The following is a 19757-nucleotide window of genomic DNA, read 5'->3' on the forward strand; positions in this document are numbered from 1 at the left end:
ATGACATTCGACGAGTTCTGGACCGAGACCAGCCTCACCACCCTGACGCAGCGCGCCTTCGCCGACCGGCTGGCTGACCACCGCGCCGCGCCGCGCACCTTGGACCCGTTCGTCCTGCCCGCGCCGCCGGTCGCGCTGCACCGGCCGCGGGACCGGCTCGCCCGCCTATTCGGCCTGCGTCGCAGCGAGCGCGAGTTCGGCCGGGGCCCGCTGTCCAACCGCGACCTGGGCAGCGTCCTGAGCGCACTCGCCGAACCCGAACCAGGGCGGCGGTCCTACCCGTCGGCGGGCGGACTCAACGCCGTGCGCGCGTACCCGATCCTGGTCGACGCCGACCACGAGCTGACCGGCCGCGTCACGCGCTACGACCCGGCCGGACACTCGCTGCAGGACCTGACCGAGTGTCCTCAGTGGAGTGAACTGTCCCGGTTGATCGGCACCGTCGGTGACGTTCCTCAGTTGGTCATCGTTCTGGTTCTGGATGACCAGGAGCAGTTCACCAAGTACGGGCCGCGCGCAGGCCGGTTTGGACTGGTCGAGGCAGGTGCGGCGGCACAGTCGCTCGCGCTGCGGGTGGCCGAACGGGGCCTGGCCGGATACCTGCTCGGAGGGGGTGCGGACCGGGAACTACTGGGGTTGCTGGGGTTGACATCGGACCGGGTAAGGGTGGCCACGACCTACGTCTGCGGCCGGAAAGCCAACCGTGGCCGCGTTTTCACGCGCCGGTCACCCATCCTTGAGGTGACCTAGCCCGAACGGTGGTGCCGAAAACCGTTGGGACAGGGCGTAATTGGCCACATCCGGTCCACAGCGGGTGGACCGACGGTCTCAAGGGAGATCCGTGGCCACGTCAACCCTGCGACACACCACGCGCGGTGCGCTCGCCGCCATCGTCGCCGCTTTCGCGCTCATCCTCGGCGCGGGCACCGCCTCCGCGGACCTGAGCCCCACCCAGCTGCGCACGACGACCGACAGCTACCTGTTCAACCAGTCGCTGAACACGTTCATCTCGACCCGCAACGCGCGGCCCTACGCCACGCAGCTCGACTGGTCCTCCGACGGCTGCTCGAACTCCCCCGACAACCCGTTCGGCTTCAACTTCGTCAAGGCGTGCTACCGCCACGACTTCGGTTACCGCAACTACAAGAAGCAGGGCCGGTTCAACGAGACGACCCGCCTGAGCATCGACAACAAGTTCAAGAGCGACCTTTACACGATCTGCAACGGCAACTGGGCGTGCAACCGGACCGCTGACGTGTACTACCAGGCCGTGCGGACCTTCGGCGGCGGTTCCTGATCTTCGGCTGACCCGGGCGGGCTATCCCGCCTGGGTCACCTTCAGGGTGAGGACCTTGGCGTCGACGTCGAGGTCGACCACCTCGACGCGGTAGGGGCCCGCGGTCGCGGCGGTGGTGAATTTCTTGTTCGAGTGCAGTTCCAGGATCTGGGGGGCCGCTTTGGCGACGGTGACCGAGACCTTGACTTTGGCGTCGCCTTCCCAGACGCAGACGTTGCCGGGTTTGCAGCGGCTGTCTTCGACGAGTTCCTGGTAGCCGACTGTGACGTTGGGGGCTTCCAGGCGGACTGTGGCGCCCTTGTTCACGGGGAAGGATGCTCCCAGGGCTGGACCGGGGTCGGCGGGCGGGGAACTGGGCGTGGTCTGGGATGTCATGGCCCCACCATTACCACCACCACCGCCGCCGGGGGCGCCCGCCTGGACTGCGGGGGCGCACGCCGTCACCGTCACCAAAGCCGCGAGCGCGATGACCCGGACTACACCGTTCAGCATGGTTGCTCCTTCTTCTCACCGCTGAGACGGAAGTTACGGGGGGCGGGGTTGCTTGTGGGTGCCCGCTCGGGCCGTTCGGTTCGGCCCCTTACGTCTGCGCCTGCCTACTTAGTCTTCCTGATCGTCGTCGGTGTCTGTGGGGCCTCCGCCTCGGATGGTCCACAGGACACCTTCGAGTTCGTCCGGCTTGATCAGGACCTCGCGGGCCTTGGAGCCTTCCGAGGGGCCGACGACGCCGCGTGTCTCCAGGAGGTCCATGAGTCTGCCTGCCTTGGCGAAGCCGACGCGGAGTTTGCGTTGCAGCATCGAGGTGGAGCCGAACTGGGAGGTCACGATCAGTTCGGTGGCCTGGATCAGCAGGTCCAGGTCGTCGCCGATGTCGGCGTCGATCTCCTTCTTCTCGCCTGCCTTGGCGGCGGTGACGCCGACGGTGTAGTCCGGCTGTGCCTGTTCCTTGGTGAAGCTGACGATGGCCGAGATTTCCTCGTCGCTGACGTAGGCGCCCTGGATTCGGACTGGTTTGGAGGCGCCCATGGGCAGGTAGAGGCCGTCGCCCATGCCGATCAGCTTTTCGGCGCCGGGTTGGTCGAGGATGACCCGGGAGTCGGTGAGCGATGAGGTGGCGAAGGCCAGTCGGGACGGGACGTTGGTCTTGATCAGGCCGGTGACGACGTCGACCGAGGGGCGCTGGGTGGCCAGGACCAGGTGGATTCCGGCCGCGCGGGCCTTCTGGGTGATGCGGACGATCGCGTCCTCGACGTCGCGGGGGGCGGTCATCATCAGGTCGGCCAACTCGTCGACGATGGCCAGGATGTACGGGTACGGGCGGTAGATCCGCTCGCTGCCCGGAGGTGCGGTGATCTCGCCGGTCTTGACCTTCTTGTTGAAGTCGTCGATGTGGCGGACCCGGTTGGCCTGCATGTCCTGGTAGCGCTGCTCCATCTCCTCGACCAGCCAGGTCAGCGCGGCGGCGGCCTTCTTCGGCTGGGTGATGATGGGGGTGATCAGGTGCGGGATGCCCTCGTACGGCGTCAGCTCGACCATCTTCGGGTCGATCAGGATCATCCTGACCTCGTCCGGTGTCGCCCTGGCCAGTAGGGAGACCAGCATCGAGTTGACGAAGCTGGACTTGCCGGAGCCGGTGGAGCCCGCGCACAGCAGGTGCGGCATCTTGGCCAGGTTGGCCGTGATCATGTGGCCTTCGATGTCCTTGCCGAGGCCGACCACCATCGGATGCGTGTCCTTGACCGCGGTCGCGCTGCGCAGGACGTCGCCGAGGCGGACCATTTCGCGGTCGCTGTTGGGAACCTCGATGCCGACCGCCGACTTGCCGGGGATGGGCGCGAGCAGGCGGACGTTGTCGGTGGCCACGGCGTAGGCGATGTTCTTGGTCAGCGCGGTGATCTTCTCGACCTTCACGCCGGGGCCGAGCTCGACCTCGTACCGGGTGACGGTCGGGCCGCGGGTGAAGCCGGTGACCTGTGCGTCGATGGCGAACTGGTCGAGTACCCCGCTGATGGCCTCGATCATCAGGTCGTTGGCCTTGCTGCGGGTCTTCGGCACGTCGCCGTCGGCCAGGATCGACGGGTCGGGGAGGGTGTAGTCGCCGTCGACCACCCGGGTGACGCTGATCTCGTCCTTGGGCTTCTTCGTCTCGGCGGGCTTGTTCTCCTTGACCTGCTCCGCGCGCACCCGCGGCGGCATGGGCTCGTCGAGCGGCAGTTCGGGCTGCTCGGTCTCGACCGCGGCGGCCTGCCTGCGCCGCGACGGCCTGCGCAGCTTGACCGGCTCCGGCTCGGGTTCCTCGACCGGCGTCGCGTCCTCGCGGTCCTGCGGGTCCATGCCCAGCTCACGCAGCCGCGTCGGGATGTCCTTGATCCGGGTGCCGGTGAACACCAGCACGCCGAAGCCAAGCACCAGGACCAGCACCGGCAGCGCGACCCAGGCGGTGACGCCCTTGGCCAGCAGCCCGCCGGAGACGAAACCGAGCGCGCCGCCCGCGTACATGCGGCCCTCGTTGTCGGTGGGCATGTCGCTGAACACGTGCAGGATGCCCATCATCGCCAGGGCGATCAGCAAGGTGCCCACGACGTAGCGCGGACGCTTCTCCGGCGCCGGGTCCGTGCGCATCAGCACCACACCGGTGACGAACAGGACCAGCGGCAGCGCGACGGTCAACGCCCCGAAGACCGTGCGGACGCCGTCCTCCATCCCCCGGCCCACCGGCCCGGCCGCGCGCCACCAGACCGCCGCGCCGAGCACGACGCCGAGTGCGATCAGCGTGAAGCCGATGCCGTCGCGGCGGTGGCCCGGGTCGAGTTCTTTGGTGCGCCCGATCGCGCGGGCGATCGACCCCGCACCCTTGGCCAGCAGACCCCACCCGCCGCCGACCAGCGCCACCAGGACGTTCGGGCGTTTGGCGGGTTTGCGGGCAGCGGGCTTGCGCGCGGCGGGCTTGGCAGCCGGTTTGCGCGCGGGCGCCTTCTTGCCCGGGGTCTTGGAGGTCGTCGCCATAGCCCACACGGTAGTCGGCCCTACCCTCCCGCCCCAGGGGTCACTCTGGCCACAGGGCGCATTCGAGCCGCCTGCCTGGGACATGCGATGCTCTGGCCATGGTTGCGCTGCGGAGCCACGCTGAACAGTCGACACGCCGAAGGGTGAAGGCCATCGACACGCCACTGGTCTGGCGGATCGGCATCTGGATCGATCGAGCGCTGGTGCGTTCGGTCGGCCGGATCGAGATCACCGGCGAGTTCCCGCCCGAGTTGCGCGGCCGACCGGTGCTCGTCGCGGCCAACCACATCGGCATGTTCGACCCGTTCGTGCTGATCGCGGCGTGCGCGAAGGCGGGCTTCCCGCCCCGGTTCATGCTGACCGCGGGCCTGCTCGACGCCCCGGTGCTCGGCGCGTTCCTGCGCAAGTCCGGCCACCTGCGGGTCGACCGGGGCAAGGCCAACGTCGCCGAGGCGTTCAACCGGGCCACCGAGGCGCTGGGCGAGGCGCGGATTCCGCTGCTGGTCTACCCGGAGGGCCGGGTCAGCCGGGAGCCAGGCCTGTGGCCGGAACGCGGCAAGACCGGCGTGGCGCGCATGGCGCTGGCCGGGGACGTGCCGGTGGTGACGATCAGCCAGTGGGGCGCGCACGAGGCGGTCTATTGGGGCTCGGAGGTCGTCTCCGGCTGGAAGGACGTCAAGCCGCTGCTGTTCTCGTTCTTCCGGGCGATGCGCGACCGCCCGGTGTTCAGGGTGCACTTTGGGCCGCGGGTCGACCTGTCCGGCCTGACCCTGGACAAGCCGGGCGACGCGATGCGGGCGCACACCCGGATCATGCAGGCGATCACCGCGGATCTGATCCCGCTGCGCGCGGACGAGCCGGACACGCCCAAGTTCCACGATCCGACCCGTCCGTGCGACTCCAAGAGCCCCTGGCGGCCGTAGATCAGCCGCCTTACCTTGGCGCCGCGCCCCCGTGCGGGCGAAGGCCGAGGTGCGGGACCGGGTGCTACTGGCCGGACCGATCGGGTAGGCCGAAGGCGTGTTCCGGCGGGGTGGGCGTGGCCATCGGGTTCGCGTCGGTGATCGGGACGGCCCTGGCGGCCAAGGCTTTGAGCTGTTCGGTCGGCACGCAGCGGGCCGGGAACGCCGCGGCCGCGGCCCTGGAGGCGATGTCTCGGACCGGCAGTTCGTCGGCGGAACCCGCCACCACGAGGTTGCCGTAGCGCCTGCCGCGCAGCACCGTCGGTTCCGCGAGCAGCAGCGCGTGCGGGAACAGCGACAGCATGGTGGCCACGAACCGGCGGGCGAAGCGCAGGCCGGGCCCGTCGGAGATGTTGACCACCATCGTCCCGTGCGGCCGCAGGGTGCGCTGGGCGTCGGCGAGGAACTCGCGGGTGGCCAGGCCGCCGGGCATCGCGGCCCGCTCGTAGGCGTCGAGGACGACCAGGTCGTAGTCGGCGTCGGGCAGTTCGGCGACCGCCGGGCGACCCTCGGCGACCATGACGCGCAGCCCCGGGATCGTGTCGAGGCCCAGTTCGGCGCGGACCAGGTCGATGAGCGGGCCGTCGGCGTCGATCACCAGTTGGTCGGAGTCGGGTCGGGTGGCGGCCAGGTAGCGCGGCAGGGTGGCCGCCCCGCCGCCGATGTGCAGCACGTCCAGCGGTCCCGACGGTAGGGCGTCGATGATGTCGCCGATGCGCCGGACGTAGTCGAACTCCAGGTGCCACGGGTCGTCAAGATCCACATAGGACTGTGCGACGCCCTCGACGGTGAGCAGCCAGCCGTTGTCGCGGTCGAGGTCGGCCAGCAGTTCCGCGGTGCCGAACCGGACCCGGTGCAGCCCAGGCACCGGCCGCGGTCGTTCGCCGTGCAATGTCACCTCCGCGCGTTCCGCGCGAAGCATAGAGGTCCCGCGGCTAACGCTTCGCCGGACAAACGTCCTACCATCCAACCATTGCACCCGAGATGTGAGGCAGACTGTCCCCGTGACTATCGAACTCGAAAAGCCGGTTACGCACCGAGGCCGCGGGACGCTCTACATCCTGATGGCCTCCGTCGCGTTCGGTAGCTCGGGCCCGCTGGCCAAGGCGGCGATGCAGTCCGGGATGACCCCGCAGCAGGTGGCCAGCGTCCGCGCCGGGCTGGCCGCGGTGGTTCTACTGGTCGGCGTCATGCTGATCAAGCCGTCGATCCTGCGGGTGCGGCGGGACCAGTGGCGGCTGTTGATCGCCTACGGCTTGCTCGGCGTCGCGCTGGTGCAGCTGCTGTTCTTCATCGCGGTCTCGCGGCTGCCCGTCGGCATCGCGATGCTGCTGGAGTACACCTCACCGGTGCTGGTGGCGTTCTGGGTCCGGTTCGTCCGCCGCGTCCACCTGCCGCTGCTGTCCTGGATCGGCACCGGATTGGCGTTCACCGGGCTCGCGCTGGTGGCGCAGGTGTGGAAGTCGCTGGACCTCGACGGCGTCGGACTGCTCGCCGGGATGGGCGCGGCACTGTGCTCGGCGTCGTACTACCTGCTCGGGGAACGGGGCGCGAGCGAGCACCACCCGATCGGGATGGTCACATGGGGCATGGTGATCGGAGCGGCGGGCATCTTCGTGGTCTCCCCGCCTTGGGAGATCGACTTCGCCGCGGCCGGGACGGTCCAGCCGTTCGGCGAGTGGCACGTGCCGGTGTGGACGCTGCTGGTCGCGGTCGCGTTGATCAGCACGGCGCTCGCCTACGCGCTGAGCATCAGTTCCCTGCGCCATCTACCGTCCACAGTGGCCAGTGTGCTGGCCCTCTCGGAGCCGATCGTGGCCACCGTACTGGCGTGGCTGATGCTCGGCGAGACACTGACGCCGGTCCAGATCGGCGGTATGGCGGTGTTGCTGACCGGCGCCGCGCTGGTGCAGGTCGCGGCCCACGGTCCCGTCACGCCCGCCGATCCGCTACCCACCGATTGAGACCTCGGTCACGTCGAAGTTCACGCGGTCGAGTGAGAGTCGATCTTCAAACGCGTCACGAACCGCGCCTCGGTAAAGAGATGTTTACTTTCCGAAGGCGACACATCGTGTTCGATCGGTCACCATGTGCTCATCTCCGGTCTTCACCGTGGAGTCCATGACAACCGAACGCAATGGAGGTCCCGATGGGCACACCTGGATCCGGCGGCCCGGCCCACGCCCCGCCGCGCCACACCTACCGACTCAGTGATCTTCGCAAGGACCTGCCCGCCTCGCTCGTCGTCTTCCTGATCGCCGTCCCCCTCTCCCTCGGCATCGCCACCGCCTCGGGCGCCCCCGTCCTCGCGGGCCTCATCGCCGCCGTCGTCGGCGGGCTCGTGGCCGGGCCGCTCGGCGGCTCCCGCCTCCAGGTCAGCGGCCCCGCCGCCGGACTCACCATCGTCGTCGCCGAACTCATCAGCCAGTTCGGCTGGGCCGTCACCTGCGCCATCACCGTGTGCGCGGGCGTGCTCCAGGTATTGCTCGGCGCCTGCCGGATCGGCCGCGCCGCGCTCGCCATCTCCCCCACGGTCGTGCACGCCATGCTCGCGGGCATCGGTGTGACGATCGTGATCAGCCAGGTGCACGTGCTGCTCGGCGGATCGCCGGTGGCCAGCGCCCTGCACAACTTCCGTGACCTGCCCGCGAGCGTCATGGGCCACCACGGCGCCGCGACCGTGATCGGTCTGGCGGTGATCGCACTGCTGCTGGCGTGGCCCCGTCTGCCCGCCCGGGTGCGCGCCGTGCCGGGCCCGCTGGTCGCGATCGTGCTGGTCACCGTGTTCACGTCGGGGGTCGACGTGGCCAGGGTGTCGCTGCCCGACGCGCCGCTGTCGGCCATCGCCCTGCCCACCCTGCCCCACGGCGAGTGGTTCCCGTTCCTGCTCGGCGTGTTCACCATGACGATCATCGCCAGCGTCGAGAGCCTGCTCTCCGCGGTCGCGGTGGACAAGCTGCGCGACGGCCACCGCAGCGACCTCAACCGCGAATTGGTCGGCCAGGGCAGCGCCAACATCGTCTCCGGGATGCTCGGCGGCCTGCCGATCACCGGCGTGATCGTGCGCAGCGCGACGAACGTGCGGGCCGGGGCACGCACCCGGGCCTCAGCGACGCTGCACGGAGTCTGGGTGCTGCTGTTCACCGTGCTGCTGGTCGACATCGTCGAGCGGATACCGCTGGCGGCGCTGGCCGCGCTGCTGGTGGTCGTCGGGATCAAGCTGGTCAAGCTCACCGACATCCGCACGGCCCGCCGACACGGCGAGCTGACGGTCTACGTGGTGACGGTGGCCGGGGTGGTGCTGCTCAACCTGCTCGAAGGGGTGCTGCTGGGGTTCGCGGTGGCGCTGCTGGCCACGCTGCGCCGGATCGTGTGGGCGCGGGTGCGCGTGGAGCGCGGCCCTGACGACGCCAGTTGCGCGGTCGTGGTGGAAGGGACGCTGTGCTTCCTGTCGCTGCCGCGGCTGTCGCGCGTGCTCGCGCAGGTGCCCGACGGCAGCGCGGTGCACCTGGAACTGGTCGTGGACTACCTCGACCACGCCGCCTACGAACACCTCTCGGCCTGGCAGCGGCAGCACGAGTCGACCGGCGGGACCGTGGTGGTCGATGAGATCGGCGGCCCCGGCCCGACGGCCCGGCGCAAGCGGACCGGCCCCGCGCCGCGGTGGTTCTCGCCGTGGTCGCACTGGCAGGGCGAGCTCCCGGTCGCGGCCGCCGGGGTGCCGATCCCCCGGCAGACCCGCGACCACGTCCTGCGCCCACTGCTCGACGGCGCCCGCGAGTACCACCGCCGGGGGGCGCCGATGCTGCGCCCGCACCTACGCAAGCTCGCCGCCGCGCAGCAGCCGCACGCGATGTTCCTGACCTGCGCGGACTCCCGGATCGTGCCGAACGTGATCACCACCTCCGGCCCCGGCGACCTGTTCACCCTGCGCAACGTCGGCAACCTGGTGCCCGGCGACCTGTCGATGCGGGCGGGCGTGCTCTACGCGCTGGACCACCTGCACGTGCCAACGATGATCATCTGCGGGCACTCCCGCTGCGGGGCGATGACCGCGCTGCTGTCGGGCCCGGAGAACGACCCGATCGGCCGCTGGCTGCGCTGGGCGGGCCCGAGCCTGCGGGCCTGGCGCGAGGGTCACCCACTGGGTCGGCAGGCCGCGGCGGCCGGGTGGTCGGAGGTCGACCAGCTCGCCATGGTCAACGTGTCGGTCCAGCTGGAGTCGCTGCGCGGGATGCCGGACGTGGCCGCCGCGGCGACCGCGGGCCGGGTGCGGCTGGTCGGGCTGTTCTTCGACATCCCCACCGGCACTCTGCTGATGCTGGACGAGACCAGCGAACACTTCGAGCCACTGCCCGGCAAACAGGTGGGCGCCGTCACATCGGACGTGCGTCCGACGACGTCTTAGGAATGAGCATGCGGTTGACCAAACGCGAGCGGCGGCGGGAGCGGAACCAGCTGCTGCGACAACTCGCCGCCGCCACCATCGCGGTCGTTCTGGCGCGAGCCGCTCGACGCGGATAGAGACTTTCGGTGGGCCTTTGGCCCTAGCGGGTGGGTGAACCCGGACAAGACTGGCCGGGTCACCCCCTGCCCGAAAGGAGTTCGACATGCGCCCGCCCCGAACCCGATCGGTCGCGGTGCTCGCCGCGGCGATGGGTATGTCGCTGCTTACGCCCTGGACCGCACAGGCGAACGGCGGCGGTGTCACCACGGTGGCCACTGGCCTGAACAACCCCCGCGGCCTGGCTTTCGACCACCACGGGACCCTCTACGTGGCCGAGGCGGGCACCGGCGGAGCGGGCCCGTGCTTCCCGGGGCCGGAGGGCGAGGACGTCTGCTTCGGCACGTCCGGCTCGGTGTCGGCGATCCACCATGGCGTGCCGCACCGCGTGGTGAGCGGCCTGCCGTCGATCGCCCACCCGGACGGCTCGCAGGCGCTCGGCCCGTCCGACGTCGACTTCAGCGGCGGCAAGCTGCTGTTCACCGTCGGCCTCGGCGCGGACCCGGCAGAGCGGGCCGGGCTGCCCGCCACCGGCCAGGCGGCGATGGGCTGGCTGCTCAAGAAGCACCCACAGGGCTGGCGCCAGGTCGCCGACGTCGCGGGCTACGAGGCAGCGGCCAACCCCGACGGCGGGCTGCCCGACAGCAACCCGAACTCGTTGGTCGCGGGACCCACCGGGGTCGTCGTGGCCGACGCGGGCGGCAACGCGCTGGTCAAGGTCCGGCCGAACGGATCGTTCACCACCTTGGCGGTCTTCCCCGACCAGTTGGTCGACGCGCCGCCGTTCCTGCCGCCGGGCAAGATGCCCGCGCAGTCGGTGCCCACGTCGGTCGTCATAGGCCCCGATGGCGCGTACTACGTCGGCGAGCTGACCGGCTTCCCGTTCCAGCCCGGCGCCGCGCGCGTCTGGCGGGTGTCCGGAAACTCGGCGAAGGTCGTGGCGAGTGGGTTCACCAACATCGTCGACCTGGGATTCTCCGGCGGGAGGCTCTACGTGCTGGAGATCGCCACCAACGGCCTGCTCTCCGGCGACCCGACCGGTGCGCTGATCCGGGTCGGCAAGAACGGACAGCAGACCGTCGTGATGAGCGAAGGCCTGTTCCTGCCGGGCGGCGTGACCTTCCGCCACGGCGCCGCGTACGTGTCGAACTGCGGTGTCTGCCCAGGCGGCGGAACCGTCCTGCGGATCCCGCTCTAGTCGCTGAGCTGTGGGCCGGGGACTATCCGCGAAGCTCCCCGCCCACGGCCCAGTTTTCTGGCGCGACCTCGTTCACCATGACCCACACGCCGTCGCGGGTGCCGCCGCAGGTCTCCACGAAGGCGTCGGTCAGCTTGGCGACCAGTTCGGCCTTCTGCTCGGGCGTGCGCCCCGGATACATCGATACCGAGATCAACGGCACGTTATCTCCTAAACCGGGATGACGGTCGGCACGATCATCGGCCGCCTGCGGTAGGTGTCGGCGACCCAGCGGCCCACCACGCGGCGCACCGACTGGGCGATTCGGTGGGTGTCGGTGATGCCTTCGGACTCGGTGTGCGAGAGCTCCATCTCGACCAGCGCGACGACCTCGTCGAGCGCCTTCGGGTCGTCGGAGAAGCCGCGGCCGGAGACGGTCGGGGCGGACACGGCGCGGCCGGTGGCCGACTCGACCACGACGGTGATCGAGATGAAGCCGCCCTCGCCCAGGACGAGCCGGTCGGACAGCGTCGACTCGCCGACGTCGCCGACCGACAGGCCGTCGACGTAGACGTGGCCGACCTCGACCCGGCCGGTGATCTTGGCGCGGCCGTCGACCATGTCGACCACCACCCCGTCCTCGGCGATGACCACATGGTCGGCGGGCACCCCGGTCTGCACGGCGAGCGCGGCGTTGGCGCGCAGGTGGCGCCACTCGCCGTGCACGGGCATGACGTTGCTCGGGCGCACCGCGTTGTAGAGGAACAGCAGCTCGCCCGCGGGGGCGTGGCCGGAGACGTGCACCTTGGCGTTGCCCTGATGCACGACGTGCGCGCCGAGCCGGACCAGGCCGTTGACCACGCCGAACACGGCGGTCTCGTTGCCGGGGATCAGCGAGCTGGCCAGGATGACCGTGTCGCCGGGGCGGATGGAGATCTGCCGGTGCTCGCCGCGCGCCATCCGCGACAGGGCCGAGAGCGGCTCGCCCTGGGAGCCGGTGGAGACGAACAGGACCTGGTCCTCCGGCATGCCCATGGCCTCGTCCATGCCGACGAACAGGCCGGGCGGCACGGTGAGCAGGCCTAGGTCGGCGGCGATGCCCATGTTGCGCACCATCGACCGGCCAGCCAGCGCGACCTTGCGGCCGTGCGCGACGGCCACGTCGAGGACTTGCTGAACGCGGTGCACGTGGCTGGCGAAGCACGCCACGATGACGCGCTGGGTGGCGCGGGTGATGACGCTGTCGAGGACGGGGCCGATCTCGCGCTCGGAGATGACGAAGCCGGGGACCTCGGCGTTGGTCGAGTCGACCAGGAACAGGTCGACGCCCTCGTCGCCGAGGCGGGAGAAACCAGCCAGGTCGGTGAGCCTGCCGTCGAGCGGGAGCTGGTCGAGCTTGATGTCGCCGGTGTGCAGGACCAGGCCCGCGGGCGTGCGGATGGCGACGGCCAGCGCGTCAGGGATGGAGTGGTTGACGGCGAAGAACTCGCAGTCGAACAGGCCCCACGCGCGCCGCTCGCCTTCCTTGACCTCGTGCAGGTTCGGGGTGAGCCGGTGCTCGCGGCACTTGGCCGCCACCAGGGCCAGGGTGAACCGCGAGCCGATCACCGGCAGGTCCGGCCGCAGGCGCAGCAGGAACGGAACGGCGCCGATGTGGTCCTCGTGGCCGTGGGTCAGCACGAGCGCGTCGATATCGCTCAGGCGGTCCTCGATGGCGCGGAAGTCCGGCAGGATCAGGTCGACGCCGGGCTGCTGGTCCTCGGGGAACAGCACGCCGCAGTCGACGATCAGCAACTTGCCGCCGTACTCGAAGACGGTCATGTTCCGGCCGATCTCGCCGATACCGCCCAGCGCGACGACGCGCAGGCCCCCCTCCGGCAGCGGGCCTGGCTGGTTGGCGGGCCGCTTACCGGACATCTCGCTGCTCACTTATGGACCGTCCCGGCGCTCGTGTGTGTCGTGGTGTTGACGTACGCGGCGTTGGCGTCGGTGTGCGCGACGCGCGCGGTGGCGGGGTCGGCGCCCCGGGTCTCCGCGGTGTGCGGAAGCCCGGCCTCGGCCAGATCCGCGGCGATGGCGCCGACCTGCTCCGCGGTGGCGGGCACCAGCGGCAGCCTCGGGTCGCCCGCGTCGAGTCCGCCCAGTCGCAGCGCGGCCTTGGAGAAGACCACGCCGCCGACCCGGCTGAACGCGCGCAGCACCGGGAGAAGTCCATTGTGGACTTCTCGGGCGGCGGCGACGTCGCCGGACTCGTAGGCGTCCACCATGGACCGCAGCCGGTCGGCGACCACGTGCCCGATCACGCTGACGAACCCGACCCCGCCGATGGACAGCCACGGCAGGTTCAGCGCGTCGTCACCGGAGTAGTAGGCGAGGTCGGTGGTTGCGATGACCTGGCTGCCCGCCAGGAGGTCGCCTTTGGCGTCCTTGACCGCCTTGATCCGCGGGTGCTCGGCGAGCCTGCGCAGGGTGTCGACCTCGATGGGCACCACCGAGCGCGGCGGGATGTCGTAGAGCATCACCGGCAGCGCGGTCGCGTCGGCGACGGCGGTGAAGTGCGCGAGCAGCCCGGCCTGCGGCGGGCGGGAGTAATAGGGGGTGACCACGAGCAGCCCGTGCGCGCCCGCCTTCTCGGCCGCCCTGGCCAGGTGCGCGCTGTGGGCGGTGTCGTAGGTGCCCACCGAGCCAACCACCGTCGCCCGGTCGCCGACCGCCTCGACCACGGCCCGCACCAGGTCCGCCTTCTCCTGGTCGGATGTCGTCGGCGACTCGCCCGTGGTGCCGTTGACGATCAGGCCGTCGTTGCCCAGGTCGACCAGGCGCACGGCGAGCTCTTGAGCCCGCCCGAGATCAACGGCCCCCTCGGCGTCGAACGGGCTGACCATGGCTGTGAGCACCCGGCCGAACGGCCTGCCGGGTGCGGCGGTGGGACTTGCGGTCATAGGACAAGACGCTACCCGCTGGTCACTGTCCCGCCGCTCGCGACCTGCTGGCCAGCGACTCTTGTCACCTTCTGGTGCGATCAACGCGACGGCGCCGCCGCCCACAGCCGGGCGCCGCCGAGGAGCTTGTTGATCGCGGGTGAGTCGTACTTGCCCAAGATCCGCAGTGCGCCCTGGAAGGTCAACGCCGGGTTCTTACGCACAGGTCAGCTCCCTGAGTCTCGTGATCCACTACGAGACATCGCCTGCGGGCTCAGCGCCGTTGCAGCTCGCCCGCGAGCCAGCGTCGCCAGGTCTTGCGTCGGACCACGGTCTCAGGGAATTCCGCCAAGTACAGAATGTATTCCGCGCGAAGTCGGACCAGCGGATCCTCGGCGTCGAGCAGTTCGGTGATCTTGGCGACGAATGACTGGTCGCTCAGGTGGCGCACCATCGCCGCGTAGATCCAGTCCTTGCATCGATACGACCGGTAGAGCGCGCCGATCAGCAGGTCGGTCATCTGCGACCGGATCACGTCAGGCACGCCCTCGCGGGCCAGGGACGCCAGGAGGGCCGCCTTGCGCGTCCACGGCGACCAGGAGCACGACGCCGGGTCGCGCCACTCGTCGGGGAAGCTGCCCTCCCACACCAGGTAGAGGACCACGAAGGGGGCGTGCATCTCCCGGACCAGCGCGTCGTCGCTGTGGAACCCGTCGAGGAGGCCGAAGATCGTCTGCTTGTTGTGCCAGTCCATCGCGGCGCGGGCCTGGTCCATCTCGGCGGCGAGCCAGGGCTCGGCGGGCGCGGGGGTGCCCGCCCTGGCCCACACCGAGTTCATCCAGTGCAGCGCCGTGCGCCCCTCGGCGACGGCGGCCTGGTGACGCGCCAAGGCCCGCCCGCGCACCGAGTCATCGGGCGAGACGAGGTCGAAGATCCACGAAACATCGCCCATGGTCGACAGTCTCGACCACCGCACTCGCCCTTGCCAGGCGATTAGCTAAAGACCGCGGTTGAGACCGTTGACCCTGCCGATGGCCGACTGGTCGCCCTCGAAGTCCACAACGGACTCCGAGCGACCGAACGCGTAAAGCAGCAGCTCACTGGCGGCACCGGTGATCGTGACGGTGTCGGCGCCGCGCTTGACCGTGGTGGACTTGCCCTCGGGGGTCTGGAGGATGATCCCGACCGGGCTCTTGCGGAACATCATCTTCCCCGCGCGGACCAGCGCGGCCCACAGGACGGCCTCGCGGTGGCGGTCGGCCGGGCGCGGCGCCCAGCCGGGTGTGGCGCGGCGGACGTCCTCGTGGTGGACGTAGAACTCGGTGGTGTTGAGCAGGTCGTCGGCCATCGGGAGCCGGTAGACCGACAGCAGCGGCGGGCCGGAGCGCACCAGGTCGACCAGCTCGGTCCACGGCTTGGCGGCGTAGGAGTCCTGGACACGGTCCAGGTAGCCCGCCAGCGGCTTGAGCAGGATGCCGCCCGCGGCGTCGGGGCGGCGTTCGCGGACGACCAGGTGCGCGGCGAGGTCGCGGGTCTTCCACTCGCCACAGAGCGTGGGCGCGTCGGGGCCGACCTCGGCGAACAGGTCGCTGAGCTGTGCACGTTCGTCCTTGGCTACACCCATACCTCTAACTTACCCGCAGTAAGTTAGCTGCGCGCGGTGATCTGGGACTCGTCGAGCAGTTTCCCCGACTTGTCGAGCACCACGCAGAACACCGTGCGGTCGCCGCCGTCGGACGTGTCGGTGTCCCAGTTGTCCTTGGACGGGACGATCACCGCGTAGCCCAGACTCGCCTTGATGTCGTCCTTGACCCGCTCGGACTTGAACAGCCAAGCGCAGTACCGGTCGCCCAGTTCCTTGAGTTCGTCGCCCGCGTAGGTGAATTTGTTCGAGGAGTTGGTGGGTTCCAGATATCCGTATACCTGGAAGTAGAACGGCTTCTTGCAGTCGTCGCCGGAGTCGAAGGAGGTGCCGTTCTGCAGCTTGCTCTCGCTGCAGTAGCCGTCGCTGATACCGAAGTCCCCAAGATCGCCGTTGGGACCGTAGGTGAACTTCTGCGCGACGTAGGTGTCGCTCGACGACGGCGTGTTGATGGCGCTGCTCAGGAAGTACCCGCCGACGCCGGCCAGCACAGCCAGCACGGCCGCCAGGGTCAAGGCGACCGACGAGTTGATGCTCTTCTTCTTCGGGCCCGCCGCCGCGAGCGCGTGGGTCTGCTGGCCGTGCGGGAAGTACGCCGTGCCGCCGTTCATCATCGTCTGGCCGGTCACCGGGCCCGTCTGCACGTGGCCGAGCAGGCCGCGCACCTGGCCGGAGGTGAGCCTGGCCTGCGGGGTGTTGATCATCAGGCCGGTGATCACCGAGGCCAGCGCGCCCTGACCCCTGGTCAGGTAGGGGACCTCGCTGAGGATCGAGTGCATCGTGGCGGCGGTGGTCGCGCGCTCGAAGGGCGAATAGCCCTCGACGGCGTAGAACAGCACCGCGCCCAGCGCCCACAGGTCTGAAGGCGCGCCCGCCTCCTCGCCGCGGATGCGCTCGGGGGCCATGTAGGACGGCGAGCCGATGAGGATTCCGCTGCTGGTCAGGCGCGGGTCGTCGAGGGACTGGGCGATGCCGAAGTCGGTGAGCTTAACCCGGCCGTTGGCGGCCAGCATGATGTTGCTTGGCTTGACGTCGCGGTGGATGATCCCGGCCTGGTGCGCGGCTTCGAGGGCCGACAGCAGCTGGTCGGCGACCTTGGCGACCTGGTCGGCGGGCAGCGGGCCCCGCTCCTTGACCACATCGGACAGCGTCGGCGCCTGGATCAGCTCCATGACGATGTAGGTGGCGCCGGACTCCTGCACGACGTCGAACACCGTCACCACGGCCGGGTCGTTGAGGCGGCCCGCGGTCCGGGCCTCGCGCAGCACGCGCTGCTCGAAGGTCGTGCGCTCGCTGTGCGGCACGCCTTCGGGCAGGTGCAGTTCCTTGATCGCGACGTGCCGCCCGATCATGGTGTCCTCGGCGAGCCAGACTATGCCCATCCCGCCCCGACCGAGCTCGTTGAGAATGGCGTAGCGGCCCGCGACCATGCGGGGGCCGTGCGCCACGGTCGGTCCGTGCTCCTGCGACACCGGTGTACCTCCTCAGCCGGGGAGATCCTAGTGTGTCGCTCGCGGCGGGGTCGCCGTTATCCGTGGACCTCGTGACCCGCCTCTTTCAGCGCGGCGGTGGCGCGGACGAGGTCGGCATCGTGGACCAGGATGTGGTCGGTGTCGAAGGTGGACACCGCGAACAGTGACACCCCGGCGGCGGCCAGTGAACCCGCCAGCGACGCCATGATTCCGGTGAGGGTGAACTCCAGCGGCCCGCGCACGGTCAGCAGCCGCCAACCTGCCTCGGCCTGCCCGCCTTCTGGCGCGGCCGACGACGGCGACACGATCGACACCTCGGCCGGTGTCCGGGTGACCGACACCAGACCGTCCACCTCGAACAGTGCCGCGGGGACCGGGGTGCCCGGGTCGAGCCGGGTGACGGTGTAGGCGCCGGGGACGACGTCGACGACGAGCCGCTTCACCGGCTCAGCCTTCGGCGACGAGCGGGCTGGAGGCGACCTCGGTGCCGTCGGGCAGCGCGGCGATGGTGAAGTCGGCGAAGACGTTGCCCGCGGCCTTCTGCAGCTGGCGCAGGCACTCCACGGCCAGCGCGCGGATCTCGACGTCGGCGTGCTCGGTGGCCCGCATGGCGATGAAGTGACGCCAGGCGCGGTAGTTGCCGGTGACCACGATGCGCGTCTCGGTGGCGTTGGGCAGGATCGCGCGGGCGGCCTGGCGGGCCTGCTTCTTGCGCAGGGTGGCGCTCTTGACGTCGGCGAACTTCTTCTCCAGGCCCGCGAGCAGCTCGTTGTAGGCGTCCTGCGCGGCCTGCGCGGCTTCGAGGAACTTCGCGTGCAGCTCGGGGTCCTCGGCGATGACGTCCGGCTCGACCATCGCGGCGGACTTCTCCGGCACGTAGCGCTGGGAGAGCTGCGAGTAGGAGAAGTGGCGGTGGCGGATCAACTCGTGGGTGAGCGAGCGCGACAGCCCGGTCATGTAGAAGCTGACGCTGCCGTGTTCGAGCACCGACAGGTGGCCGACCTCGATGATGTGGTTGATGTACCCGGCGTTGGTCGCCGTGGCCGGGTTCGGCTTCTTCCACGACTGATAGCAGGCTCGGCCCGCGAACTCCGCGAGCGCCTCGCCGCCGTCGGCGTCGGTGGACCACGGGACGTCCGCCGGGGCGAAGAACTCGGTCTTGGCGATGAGCTGCACCTTCGGCGACACCGTCTCGGTCACGTGGCCCGTCCTCTTCTTCCGTCTGCGACTTCGCGGCCAGCGTAGTCGAGATCCCGGGTTTCCTTGACCGATGTCATGTGTGGTGTCATGGTGGTGTCATGGACCTGAACCAGTATCTAGCCACGTTGCGCGACGACCTCACCACAACGGCGTCGGCAGGCGACGAGTCGATGCGCCGCGCCGCCGCTGTTCTGGGCGCCGCGATCGAGCCCGCGGCCCGTCTGGCCCTGATGAACGCCCTGTCCGACCTCGCAGCCGAGGTCACAGCGGCACTTCCCGACCAGGTTGTGGAACTCCGCTTGGACGGCCGTGATGTGCGTGTCGTCGTCACCCAGACGCCAAGTGACACCACCGAGACACCAAAGCCGCCGCCCTTCGACGGCGGCGACATGAGCCGCATGACCCTGCGCCTGTTCGAGGAGCTCAAGGCCAAGGCCGAACAGGCCGCCTCCTCCCAGGGCGTGTCCCTCAACACCTTCGTCCAGCAGGCCGTCCAGGGCGCGTTGCAGGGCCGGGGAAAGTGGGACAAGGCCTGGGAGAAGGGCTGGGACAAGAAAGACGGCTCCCGAGTGCAGGGCTGGTACGAGGGATGACCGACCCCATCAGCACCCGCGCGTTCGAGGCCGACGGCCCGGTCGAACTCTCGCTGACCATCGGGTCCGGCTCGATCGAGGTCCGGCTCGCCGACGAACCGGGTGTCACCGTGACCGTCCGGCACGCACCGGGCGACGCCTCCCCCTTGGCCGACCTGATGAGCTGGGTCAGCGGAGCTCTCGGCGAGGACGCGCCCGCCGATGTCCCCGCCGAGGCGATCCGCCAGACGCGGATCGAGTTCGGCGCGGGCAGGCTCGTGGTCCGCTCACCCCAGACCCTCCCGCTGCGCGGCGTGCCGCTGGCGGTGGTCGTCACCGCTCCCAAGGGATCGCACGTCGAGGTCCGCGCGGGTAGCGCGCCCGTCACCGTGACCGGCGACGCGGGCCGTGTCGAGGCGACCGCCGTGGCCGCGATCCGGGTCGCGAACGCGGCCGCGGTGAAGCTGCGCTCGGGCGGCGGAGACGTGGAGTCCGCCGTGGTCGCAGGGTCGTCCTCGGTGCACACGGGCAGCGGGAACGTGTGGTTGGGCACGGTGACCGGCGACGTGATGGTGCGCACCGGCACCGGCGACGTGACGATCGCGGACGCGGTGTCCGGCCAGGTCGAGCTGACCAGCGGCTCCGGCGATCTGCGGATCAGCGTCCGGGCGGACTCGACGGCGGAGATCGACCTGTCGTCCGGCTCGGGCACCGCACGCAGCGAGTTGCCGCTCACCAACAGCAGGCCCGAGTCCGCGTCCTTGCTGCGGGTGCGCGGGCGAACCGGCTCCGGCACCGCCGTCATCGGGCTCGCGACAACCTAACTGAACAGTAAAGGTCTGCGATATTACGCGAAGGTTCCTCACGAACAACGTCCGACACCGCCAACTACCTAGGATTTCCACCTCAGGTAGCCTCCGCGCGGCCTTTGATCAGATTCGGATTGGCACAGTCTGATCACAGGTGACTTGTTCAACGCCCTACAGGGCACTGCAGAGGAGCAC

20 protein-coding genes are annotated in these 19757 nt (G+C 69.9%); 8 read left to right on the forward strand and 12 right to left on the reverse strand.

The window, feature by feature from the left end:
- Both BN1701_RS16240 and BN1701_RS16245 read left to right on the forward strand, forming a co-directional pair.
- Positions 1-750, forward strand: coding sequence for a nitroreductase family protein (locus tag BN1701_RS16240; RefSeq protein WP_054049771.1), 750 nt, complete (start codon positions 1-3; stop codon positions 748-750).
- Between the two features lie 91 nt (positions 751-841).
- A complete protein-coding gene (locus tag BN1701_RS16245) occupies positions 842-1297 on the forward strand; it encodes a phospholipase (protein ID WP_067520758.1) in 456 nt (151 codons plus the stop codon).
- Between the two features lie 21 nt (positions 1298-1318).
- On the opposite strand, the gene BN1701_RS35605 is transcribed toward BN1701_RS16245, so the two are convergent.
- Together BN1701_RS35605 and BN1701_RS16255 are read right to left on the reverse strand one after the other, a co-directional pair.
- Positions 1319-1789 (reverse strand): hypothetical protein, encoded by a 471-nt coding sequence (locus tag BN1701_RS35605; protein ID WP_157368019.1) that lies wholly within the window; start codon positions 1787-1789, stop codon positions 1319-1321.
- Positions 1790-1897: 108 nt separating this feature from the next.
- Complete coding sequence (locus tag BN1701_RS16255) at positions 1898-4303, reverse strand: DNA translocase FtsK (protein ID WP_054049774.1); 2406 nt, start codon at positions 4301-4303, stop codon at positions 1898-1900.
- A gap of 98 nt (positions 4304-4401) precedes the next feature.
- On the opposite strand from BN1701_RS16255, the gene BN1701_RS16260 reads away from it, so the two are divergent.
- The gene (locus BN1701_RS16260) at positions 4402-5226 is read left to right on the forward strand and encodes a 1-acyl-sn-glycerol-3-phosphate acyltransferase (RefSeq protein WP_054049777.1); all 825 of its coding nucleotides are present in this window, start codon (positions 4402-4404) and stop codon (positions 5224-5226) included.
- Between the two features lie 64 nt (positions 5227-5290).
- On the opposite strand, the gene BN1701_RS16265 is transcribed toward BN1701_RS16260, so the two are convergent.
- Positions 5291-6187 (reverse strand): spermidine synthase, encoded by an 897-nt coding sequence (locus BN1701_RS16265; protein ID WP_054049779.1) that lies wholly within the window; start codon positions 6185-6187, stop codon positions 5291-5293.
- A gap of 82 nt (positions 6188-6269) precedes the next feature.
- Here BN1701_RS16265 and BN1701_RS16270 point away from each other — a divergent pair, with 82 nt between their 5' ends.
- The 3 genes from BN1701_RS16270 to BN1701_RS16280 all read left to right on the forward strand — a co-directional run bounded on the left by BN1701_RS16270 (position 6270) and on the right by BN1701_RS16280 (position 10967).
- A complete protein-coding gene (locus BN1701_RS16270; RefSeq protein WP_054049781.1) occupies positions 6270-7229 on the forward strand; it encodes a DMT family transporter in 960 nt (319 codons plus the stop codon).
- Between the two features lie 185 nt (positions 7230-7414).
- On the forward strand, positions 7415-9673 hold the full coding sequence (locus BN1701_RS16275; RefSeq protein ID WP_157368021.1) for a SulP family inorganic anion transporter: 2259 nt from the start codon (positions 7415-7417) through the stop codon (positions 9671-9673).
- Positions 9674-9875: 202 nt separating this feature from the next.
- Positions 9876-10967: a ScyD/ScyE family protein gene (locus BN1701_RS16280; RefSeq protein ID WP_231949614.1), complete on the forward strand. Its 1092-nt coding sequence runs from the start codon at positions 9876-9878 to the stop codon at positions 10965-10967.
- Positions 10968-10989: 22 nt separating this feature from the next.
- Here the strand turns inward: BN1701_RS16280 and BN1701_RS16285 are convergent, their stop codons facing one another.
- The 9 genes from BN1701_RS16285 to thyX all read right to left on the reverse strand — a co-directional run bounded on the left by BN1701_RS16285 (position 10990) and on the right by thyX (position 18181).
- On the reverse strand, positions 10990-11169 hold the full coding sequence (locus BN1701_RS16285; protein WP_054049785.1) for a 2-hydroxymuconate tautomerase: 180 nt from the start codon (positions 11167-11169) through the stop codon (positions 10990-10992).
- Between the two features lie 8 nt (positions 11170-11177).
- Positions 11178-12863 (reverse strand): ribonuclease J, encoded by a 1686-nt coding sequence (locus BN1701_RS16290; protein WP_157368442.1) that lies wholly within the window; start codon positions 12861-12863, stop codon positions 11178-11180.
- An 8-nt stretch (positions 12864-12871) separates the two neighbouring features.
- Positions 12872-13888 (reverse strand): 4-hydroxy-tetrahydrodipicolinate synthase, encoded by a 1017-nt coding sequence (gene dapA / locus BN1701_RS16295; RefSeq protein ID WP_054049789.1) that lies wholly within the window; start codon positions 13886-13888, stop codon positions 12872-12874.
- Between the two features lie 80 nt (positions 13889-13968).
- Positions 13969-14091 carry a hypothetical protein gene (locus BN1701_RS37855; RefSeq protein ID WP_255364629.1) on the reverse strand — a complete coding sequence of 41 codons (123 nt, stop codon included), beginning with the start codon at positions 14089-14091 and terminating at the stop codon, positions 13969-13971.
- Positions 14092-14141: 50 nt separating this feature from the next.
- Positions 14142-14819, reverse strand: coding sequence for a hypothetical protein (locus BN1701_RS16300; RefSeq protein ID WP_054049791.1), 678 nt, complete (start codon positions 14817-14819; stop codon positions 14142-14144).
- Between the two features lie 45 nt (positions 14820-14864).
- The gene (locus BN1701_RS16305; protein ID WP_054049793.1) at positions 14865-15491 is read right to left on the reverse strand and encodes a TIGR03085 family metal-binding protein; all 627 of its coding nucleotides are present in this window, start codon (positions 15489-15491) and stop codon (positions 14865-14867) included.
- Positions 15492-15514: 23 nt separating this feature from the next.
- Positions 15515-16981, reverse strand: a complete 1467-nt coding sequence (locus tag BN1701_RS16310; RefSeq protein WP_054049795.1) for a serine/threonine-protein kinase — start codon at positions 16979-16981, stop codon at positions 15515-15517.
- Positions 16982-17037: 56 nt separating this feature from the next.
- The gene (locus tag BN1701_RS16315) at positions 17038-17424 is read right to left on the reverse strand and encodes an ACT domain-containing protein (RefSeq protein WP_054049796.1); all 387 of its coding nucleotides are present in this window, start codon (positions 17422-17424) and stop codon (positions 17038-17040) included.
- 4 nt (positions 17425-17428) lie between these two features.
- A complete protein-coding gene (gene thyX / locus BN1701_RS16320) occupies positions 17429-18181 on the reverse strand; it encodes an FAD-dependent thymidylate synthase (RefSeq protein WP_054049798.1) in 753 nt (250 codons plus the stop codon).
- Positions 18182-18279: 98 nt separating this feature from the next.
- Between thyX and BN1701_RS16325 the strand changes: the two genes are divergently transcribed.
- Both BN1701_RS16325 and BN1701_RS16330 read left to right on the forward strand, forming a co-directional pair.
- Positions 18280-18774, forward strand: a complete 495-nt coding sequence (locus BN1701_RS16325; protein WP_054049800.1) for a toxin-antitoxin system HicB family antitoxin — start codon at positions 18280-18282, stop codon at positions 18772-18774.
- Positions 18771-19577, forward strand: coding sequence for a DUF4097 family beta strand repeat-containing protein (locus BN1701_RS16330; protein WP_054049802.1), 807 nt, complete (start codon positions 18771-18773; stop codon positions 19575-19577). Before BN1701_RS16325 ends, BN1701_RS16330 begins: the two co-directional genes overlap by 4 nt.
- Positions 19578-19757 lie beyond the last annotated feature (180 nt).

It is taken from the genome of Alloactinosynnema sp. L-07, from assembly GCF_900070365.1.
Lineage (GTDB): Bacteria > Actinomycetota > Actinomycetes > Mycobacteriales > Pseudonocardiaceae > Actinokineospora.